The 7,139-nt window shown below is 55.5% G+C and carries 8 protein-coding genes and 1 pseudogene; 8 read left to right on the top strand and 1 reads right to left on the bottom strand.

Translation table 11 applies throughout. The features are described 5' to 3' along the window. Positions 1–277 (top strand): annotated as a pseudogene (gene gltX, locus CW742_RS04605) (glutamate--tRNA ligase); the annotation flags it as partial. 315 nt (positions 278–592) lie between these two features. Then, on the top strand, positions 593–1,492 hold the full coding sequence (locus tag CW742_RS04600; protein ID WP_292417123.1) for a cation diffusion facilitator family transporter: 900 nt from the start codon (positions 593–595) through the stop codon (positions 1,490–1,492). 223 nt (positions 1,493–1,715) lie between these two features. Here the strand turns inward: CW742_RS04600 and CW742_RS04595 are convergent, their stop codons facing one another. After that, the gene (locus CW742_RS04595) at positions 1,716–2,300 is read right to left on the bottom strand and encodes a TetR/AcrR family transcriptional regulator (protein ID WP_292417120.1); all 585 of its coding nucleotides are present in this window, start codon (positions 2,298–2,300) and stop codon (positions 1,716–1,718) included. A gap of 398 nt (positions 2,301–2,698) precedes the next feature. Here CW742_RS04595 and CW742_RS04590 point away from each other — a divergent pair, with 398 nt between their 5' ends. From CW742_RS04590 to CW742_RS04565, 6 genes are all read left to right on the top strand, one after another. Next, entirely contained in the window at positions 2,699–3,025 is a 327-nt protein-coding gene (locus CW742_RS04590; RefSeq protein WP_369333007.1) for a PadR family transcriptional regulator, read from the top strand. Continuing rightward, positions 3,012–3,605, top strand: coding sequence for an HAAS signaling domain-containing protein (locus CW742_RS04585; protein WP_292417114.1), 594 nt, complete (start codon positions 3,012–3,014; stop codon positions 3,603–3,605). The genes CW742_RS04590 and CW742_RS04585 overlap by 14 nt, the downstream gene beginning before the upstream one ends. Next, positions 3,602–4,447, top strand: a complete 846-nt coding sequence (locus CW742_RS04580; RefSeq protein ID WP_292417112.1) for a toast rack family protein — start codon at positions 3,602–3,604, stop codon at positions 4,445–4,447. Before CW742_RS04585 ends, CW742_RS04580 begins: the two co-directional genes overlap by 4 nt. A 29-nt stretch (positions 4,448–4,476) precedes the next feature. Then, the gene (locus CW742_RS04575) at positions 4,477–5,745 is read left to right on the top strand and encodes a COG1361 S-layer family protein (protein ID WP_292417109.1); all 1,269 of its coding nucleotides are present in this window, start codon (positions 4,477–4,479) and stop codon (positions 5,743–5,745) included. Then, positions 5,727–6,941, top strand: a complete 1,215-nt coding sequence (locus tag CW742_RS04570) for an FtsX-like permease family protein (protein ID WP_292417106.1) — start codon at positions 5,727–5,729, stop codon at positions 6,939–6,941. The genes CW742_RS04575 and CW742_RS04570 overlap by 19 nt, the downstream gene beginning before the upstream one ends. A 1-nt stretch (position 6,942) precedes the next feature. Continuing rightward, a partial coding sequence (locus CW742_RS04565; protein ID WP_292417103.1) for an ATP-binding cassette domain-containing protein occupies positions 6,943–7,139 on the top strand: 197 nt, incomplete at its 3' end.

The following is a 7,139-nucleotide window of genomic DNA, read 5'->3' as shown; positions in this document are numbered from 1 at the left end:
CGTGAAGATTGCGTGGAACAGCGACATCCCCGCGTTCTCCTATGGCGGGGACTCGCTGGCCGATGCCCGGGCCGCAAAGGCCCGGATCATCCAGTGGCTCCCGGCGCAGGCGACTGTGCCCTGCACGCTGCTGACGCAGGAAGGCGAAGTAAAAGGGGCTTGCGAGCCCGCGGTGAAGAACGAACTCGGGAAGGTTGTCCAGTTTGAGCGGGTCGGGTTTGTGAAGATCGATGCGGTTGGCCCGGACGGGGTTGTGGCGTACTTCACGCACAAGTGAAAACACCTTTTTTTTAAAACAGAGATATCATCGTTTACGGATCGCCCCCCTTGCGCCTGCGACAGGGCATCAGATCTGGAGGAAGAGAAGAACGCCGATGCGTTCTTCGAAAGCCCTGATTCGGGGCGCAGGCGATGCCTCTGTATTACCTGTTTGGATAATGTGACATTTTAGGTACAGGAAATGCGTTACTTCACTATGTTATGCGCCTTTTCCTCTCCCCATAGGAGTCTGGTGGCTATACGTGCATTTCTCTATCCACACACCTTTTTCCCCCTTCACATCCTATTATACAAGACAAATATGCCGGAAAACGTGAGCGCTGCTGGGAAAGAGGAAATCAAAGAGTCCCGCGAGAAGCTGGTCTTCCATGGGCTCTGCATCGATTTCCTCATCCTGGTGCCGGAGACTGTCGCAGTCATCCTCTCGGGATCTGCCGCGCTCCTTTCCGATGTCTTCAAGTATGCAAACGAGGTCCTGGCCACGCTCTTTGCTCTCATGATCATCCGCAGGATGAAGGCCGGGGGGAAGTTCACCTACGATTACGGCATGGGGAAGTTCGAGACCTTAACAAGGATCATCACCGGCAGCGTGATGGGGGTCTCTATCATTATCCTTGTCCTCTTTACCCTCCACCGGCTCATGCACCCGGAAGAGTTTGAGATGGTTGCCGCGTATATCGGTATCCCGCTCATGATCATCGCAAGCATCGCCGATTATCACCACTGGCAGACCTACCGCCGCCGTTCAATGGAAGATCCCTCCCCGATCATGGAGTCCCAGTGGCGCCTGCGGCGGGCCAAGACGTTCTCCAACCTGCTGCTGCTCTTCGCGCTCATCCTTTCGGTTATCTGCATCCACTACGAATGGGCGCATTATATCGACCCGGTGGTCTCGTTCATCATCATCGGGTTCCTTCTCTTTGCGGGTTATCGCGAGTTCTCCTCCTCGCTCCCCGACCTCTTTGACAAGACCCTTGACGAGGAGCTCCAGCTGGTCATCCTGCGGGAACTCTCCGGCTCCTTTGATAAGTATGATGAGTTCCATGGGGTCCGTTCGCGACGGTCCGGGAGCCGGATCTACATCGAGATCTTCCTCGGGTTTGACCCGGAGCAGAAGATGGGAGATGTCCAGGAGTTTACCGCAACACTCAAGCGGTCGCTGGAGAACGAGATTGCAGGAAGTGTTGTTTCGGTTGTCCTGAGTCACGAATAACCGTTAACCCATTTCCGGCCCGCGTTCCGGTGCTCAATTCTGCAAAACAGGAAAGATTCCATTCCGGTTTCCGGATCAATGATGGATAGACAGGGAGGTAGTGATCCCCTGAGGCGGATGTTTGGGGAACGGGGTTTTTGTGATCGCGGTAGTGCGATAATCCTGCGCCACCCTGCGATGACTGTGGTACCGGATACTGGATGTCTGATAAGAAGGTCGTGAACTATTCAACGCGGGTGAGCTGCGATATGGCAGCAACCCAGACCGCTTTTGCCTCTTCTTTGTCCATACCCATCAGGACATCCATGAGGAGGCCGTTTGCCAAAGCATCGCAGGCAAGGGCAAGGACCCGGGGGTTGTGTTCCTTTGAGACCAGGCCGGTTTCCTGCTGGCGGCGGATGAACCGTTCGATCACCCAGATATCCTCTTTCCGGTCCTCCGCAAGTATCTGGCGGAGGCGTTCGTTCCGGGTTGCGAGAAGGAGCATCTCTGAGTACATGCCATTGAATTGCGGGACATAGCGGAGCAGCGCATCGAACAGTGCTGCACTCCCCTCTGCCAAATTTCGCCCGGCGAACGAACGTTCGAGCGTCCCTTTGAAATCATCCCGTGCCAGTTCGGCTACTGCGGCAAAGAGCTCTTCCTTGCCCGGGAAATACTGGTACAGGGCGGGTTTTGTAACGCCGAGGCTCTCTGCGATCGAACCCATGGTTGTGCCATGGTATCCTTTTTCGAGGAAATGGGTGAAGGCGGTCCGGATGATCTTTCTCTTGACCTCGTCACGATATTCCCGTATGATGCGTGGCATAACTCAACCAGTAGGTTCCTGCGCGGGCAGGGAAAATAGTAACGCCCGATTCCCCGTACTGCAGGTAGTAATAACTTACCTGCGGTAAGATTAATGCTTGTGGGTAGTGCAGCTATGTACAGATGATTCCGCCCCGGATCCGGGTGCGGCAGATCATGCAGGCACGGTCCGTAACCGGGTGATAGTGCCGTTAGTAAGAGGTGATGAATCCAGCTGTGAAAAGGAAATAAAAGCGATTGAATTATATATGTGGCATTCTCAATAATGGTAAGTACCTTGCAACGCAAGATACTGTGCCAAACAGAAAGCATGTGCAGGCCCGGCACCACTACCCTCTGTATCTGTCCCCGGGGGCTTCGGCACCGGGGACGGGCATGCACTCTGACCAGGGAGATCCCATGAATATCCAGTTCAAAAAAGGCGTACTTGAGATATGCGTTCTCTCTGTTCTGGCCCACAAGGACTGTTACGGGTATGAACTTGTCAACGAGATATCCAAACGGATCGATATCTCGGAAGGGACGATCTACCCGCTCCTGCACCGGCTGAAGGATGAGGGGCACGTCACCACGTACCTGCAGGAATCTGCCGGGGGAGCGCCACGGAAGTATTACCGTCTTACCGAAAGCGGAAGGAAAGAAGAACATGAACAGAAGGAAGAATGGATGCAGTTTTGTGCATCGGTGAACGCGCTCCTGGAAGGGAAGAACCATGCTGCAGACTGAACAGGAATTCGTGCGAATCCTCAAAAGCCGGCTGGAAGGCACGCTGCCTCCAGAGGAACTGAGTGATATCGTCTCCGATTATACCGAGCATTTCCGGATCGGGAGGACAGAAGGCCGCTTGGAAGAGGATCTCTTCCGCTCGCTGGGATCGCCCGAAGACATTGCGCGCGAGATCCGTGCCACCCACCTGGTGAAGAAGGCCGAAGCTGTCACAAGCTGCAAAAACATCCTCCATGCAGTCCTTGCAACCATCGGGCTTGGGCTCTTCAACCTGGTGTTTGTTCTCATTCCGTTCATCATCCTCGTACTCCTGCTGGTCATCATCTTCATCGTCGGAGTTGCATTCACGGTCTGCGGACCGGTTGCGGGGATCTTTGCCCTGCTCCAGCTTGCAGGGAATCCATCGTTTGCGATCTGGCTCTCTCCGGCAGCGGGAATATTCTTCTCGATCGGGATCACGGCGCTCGGCCTGCTGCTCGTTATTGGAGACCTCTTCCTTGCACGGTTCTTCTACCACATCGGGATACGGTACCTCAAGTGGAATATCGGTGTGATCACCGGAACGGAGCGGCTGACATGATTGAGACCAGGGAAAAACCGGAACTGCAGGTTTCCGGCAGGGAAAACCTCAGTATCGGCGACATCCGGGTAACCCGCATAGTACTGTGGCTTGTTGCGATCACCATCGTTTCGTTTCTTATCGGGTTTGGTATCCTTGCGCTCTCGGGGGAGCTCCCGCAGTCAAAAGACCAGGATTTCTCGCCCTTCCGCCATACCGCTTTCCTCTCGCCCAACAAAATAACGGTCCTGCCTGACGGTGCCGGTTATGGCGATGTAACCATGACCCTTGGGGCCGGCGAACTCCGGGTCTTTGGAGGGGCACCGGACGATGTGCTGATGGATGTGTCGGTCTTCTCGAAAGCACCGGAATGGCAGCCGGAACTGGTCCAGAGTGTCAACGGGTCGCGAAAAACCGTTGCCCTGACGGAAAAAGGGCATAAGGCAAAGGAATGGTTTTCCGTGGACTCTCCCAACCGCTGGACGATCGCGTTAAACAACGACATTCCTGTTACCCTTGCAGTGAATGTCGGGGCGGGAGACTGCCGGCTTGACCTCGACGGCCTGACCCTGGAATCTTTGGAAGTCCACAATGGCGCCGGGGATACAACGATCACTCTTGGCAGGAACCAGCGCGAGCGGTTCGATGCCGTGATCCGGAATGGTATCGGGGATCTTACGCTCCGCGTGCCACGGGAAAGTAACACCCGGATCCGGGCAAAGACCGGCATCGGCGATATCAGCAACAACGGATTCGTACAGGACGGCGATGTCTTTGTAACGGCGGGGTTCAACCCGGCAGTCGCGGTCAATGAGATAACCCTGAACCAGGGGGTTGGTTCAATCAGCCTTGAAACACTATGATCAGCTATCACAATAACCGGAATGAGATTATGAGATTACTAAGGACAATTATTGCATTGGGCGTCCTGTTCGCACTGGTTGTTGCAATCATGCCGGCCGTGCAGGCCACCGATGCACCGACTGTGACCATAACGAGCTATGAAGTCTCGCCATCGGTGCTGATGCCGGACAGCCTTGGGACCATTACGGTCACCCTCAAGAATACGGCATCCAGCGCATCAACGACCGAGAAGTCCGGAAAACTCTCTCCGGACGATTATACCGTCATAACGACTGCGGACATTACGGTCAACATTGATACTGTCCATCTTGAGGGAAACGGCCTTAAGGTCCTGACCAAGAACTATGACAAGGCCGGCAGTCTCGGGCCGGGCCAGTCTATCCCGCTCACCTTCTCGATCCAGGCACCCACAAGGAGCGGACTTTACTACCCGGAAGTCTGGGTTGATGTGAAGAACGGGGCAAATACCAAGTACCCGATCCCGGTCAACGTCAACACCGCTATCGGGATCCAGAAGCAGGCAATTCTTATCATGGACAGTTCGCTGGATGGGAGCGTTAACCCGGGCGAGGAGATTCCGGTAACGCTGACCATCAGCAACGCGGGGCAGCTGCTTGCCGATGACGTCACCCTGATAGTCACGAATGTCAGCGGGAAGCTTGCGCCGAAGGGTGCGGACCTGTACCACCTGGGCATGATCGGCCCCGGTGAACAGAAGAGCGTATCGATTGTCCTTCTCTCCGACAAGCAGGCCGGTGCCGGTCTCGTCCGTGTGCCCGTCACGATCAGTTACAATACCATCGACGGAAGACCCGTCTCTGAATCCACTGGTATCGATGTGGTTCTGAAGGGGAAGGCGGAGCTGGGGTTCGTGTCAGTTGACACGAGCCCGTCCCGTCTCACGGAAAACACCCCCTTCGACCTCACGATCCGGATCGAGAACACCGGAACCGGAGAAGCCAAGCAGGTATCGGCAAAGGTAGACCTCCCTGCCGACGGGACAAAAGAGGCCTTCATCGGCAAGATCAAGCCGGGGAACGATGCCCCTGCCATTTTCCTGCTGGAAGGCATGAAAGGCGGCAATTACCCCTACACCCTCACGATCCGGTACACGGATGATATGGGGGTCCATACAGAGATCCGGCAGATGAACCTGAGGGTCACACCCCAAGACAACTCCGGCAGCATCGTCCTTGTGATCCTCGTGCTTGCAGTAATCGGGATCCTTGCTTACAGGTACTGGTACCTGCCAAGGAAGAACGGCGACGGTACATTCCCATGGGAAAGAAAGAGCTGAAGGTCGCCTTCCTGCTCGCCCTGCGGTCACTCCAGCGGGGCAGCAGGTCAAGCGTGCTCTTAACGATCCTGATCATCGGGATGTGCTTCACCAACATGATCTTCCTGCCCGGCCTCTTCAACGGGATCGGGCAGAGCATCACGAAGCAGGTCGTGGACTACGAGATCGGCAACGTACTTGTCAGCCCCAAGTCCGGCGAACGGTACATTTCCGACATGGACGCAACCCTCGACCTCATCAACGGTATGCCCGGTGTAGTGCGGGCCACCCCGCATTTCAGTAAGGGGGCAACCCTGACATACCGCAAACGGATGCTCGGCGCAACCGTGCGGGCGATCCAGCCCAATGACGAGAAGCTGGTCTCACCCCTGTATACCAAGATGGTTGCCGGCAGTTACCTTGGCGATGCGGATACCGGTGAAGTGATTATCAGTAAATCCATTGCCGGCGATGCATCGGTAAAGGAAGAAGACGAGTTCGAGCAGTCTCTTGGCGGGGTCCGTGTCGGCGACTCGATCACGATTGATTATGGCAACGGGTACGTGAAGGATTACCGGGTAAAGGGGATCTTCTATACCGGCTGGTACCAGGCGGATACCGCTGTTTATGTGAGTTATACGGACATGGCGCTTGCAGACCCGAAGGCTGCCGACAATGCAGCGTATATCACCGTCAAGATCAAGCCCGGGTATACCGAGAAGTTCGTAAAAGACGAGCTCCAGCGTTACGGTGTCTCCGAGAAGGTGCAGACAACCGGCGACCTGCTTGAGAAGAGCATGGGACGGGCGCTCCAGAGTTTCGCCATCATCAACATGGTCTCGCTCATCGTGGGTATCATCATTACAACGGTCGTGCTCTTCATCGTCATCACCATCAAGACCATCAACAGCCGCCGGCAGATCGGAATCCTGAAAGCTATCGGGGTGGACAAGGAGGTCATCATGCACAATTACGGGTTCCAGGTGGTCATCATGTCGGTGCTTGGGATCCTCTTTGGTCTCGTGCTTACGCTCCTGATGGCGGCATACCTCGCGGCAAACCCCATTGTAACGCCCGAATGGTCGGCGACCCTGTACCTGACTCCCTGGGACCTGATCCAGAACTCCCTGATCCTCTTTGCCGCATCGCTGGTTGCTGGATACGTTCCCGCGTACCAGGTATCGCGTGAAGATATCCAGTCCGCCATGAGGGCCTGACATGATCGAGATATCCGACCTGACCAAAATTTACCGGATGGGGAATGTCGAAGTGCGGGCGCTCGATGGTGTCACGCTCGACATTGCCAAGGGGGAGTTCATCTGCATCATGGGTTCGAGCGGGAGGGTCATGACCACCCTCCTGAACATGCTCGGCCTCCTCGACGAACCAACGAATGGAAAAATCGTTAGTGAAGG

This window comes from Methanoregula sp. (assembly GCF_002835825.1).
GTDB lineage: Archaea > Halobacteriota > Methanomicrobia > Methanomicrobiales > Methanospirillaceae > Methanoregula.
Note: the sequence above shows the minus strand (reverse complement) of the source record. Positions and strands in the feature narration are given on the sequence as shown.

Excerpts from the sequence above, each read along its gene's own strand:
- CW742_RS04595 (WP_292417120.1), bottom strand. The coding sequence starts at position 2,300 with ATGCCACGCATCATACGGGAATATCGTGACGAGGTCAAGAGAAAGATC.
- CW742_RS04590 (WP_369333007.1), top strand. The coding sequence starts at position 2,699 with ATGAATATCCAGTTCAAAAAAGGCGTACTTGAGATATGCGTTCTCTCT.
- CW742_RS04585 (WP_292417114.1), top strand. The coding sequence starts at position 3,012 with ATGCTGCAGACTGAACAGGAATTCGTGCGAATCCTCAAAAGCCGGCTG.
- CW742_RS04580 (WP_292417112.1), top strand. The coding sequence starts at position 3,602 with ATGATTGAGACCAGGGAAAAACCGGAACTGCAGGTTTCCGGCAGGGAA.
- CW742_RS04575 (WP_292417109.1), top strand. The coding sequence starts at position 4,477 with ATGAGATTACTAAGGACAATTATTGCATTGGGCGTCCTGTTCGCACTG.
- CW742_RS04570 (WP_292417106.1), top strand. The coding sequence starts at position 5,727 with ATGGGAAAGAAAGAGCTGAAGGTCGCCTTCCTGCTCGCCCTGCGGTCA.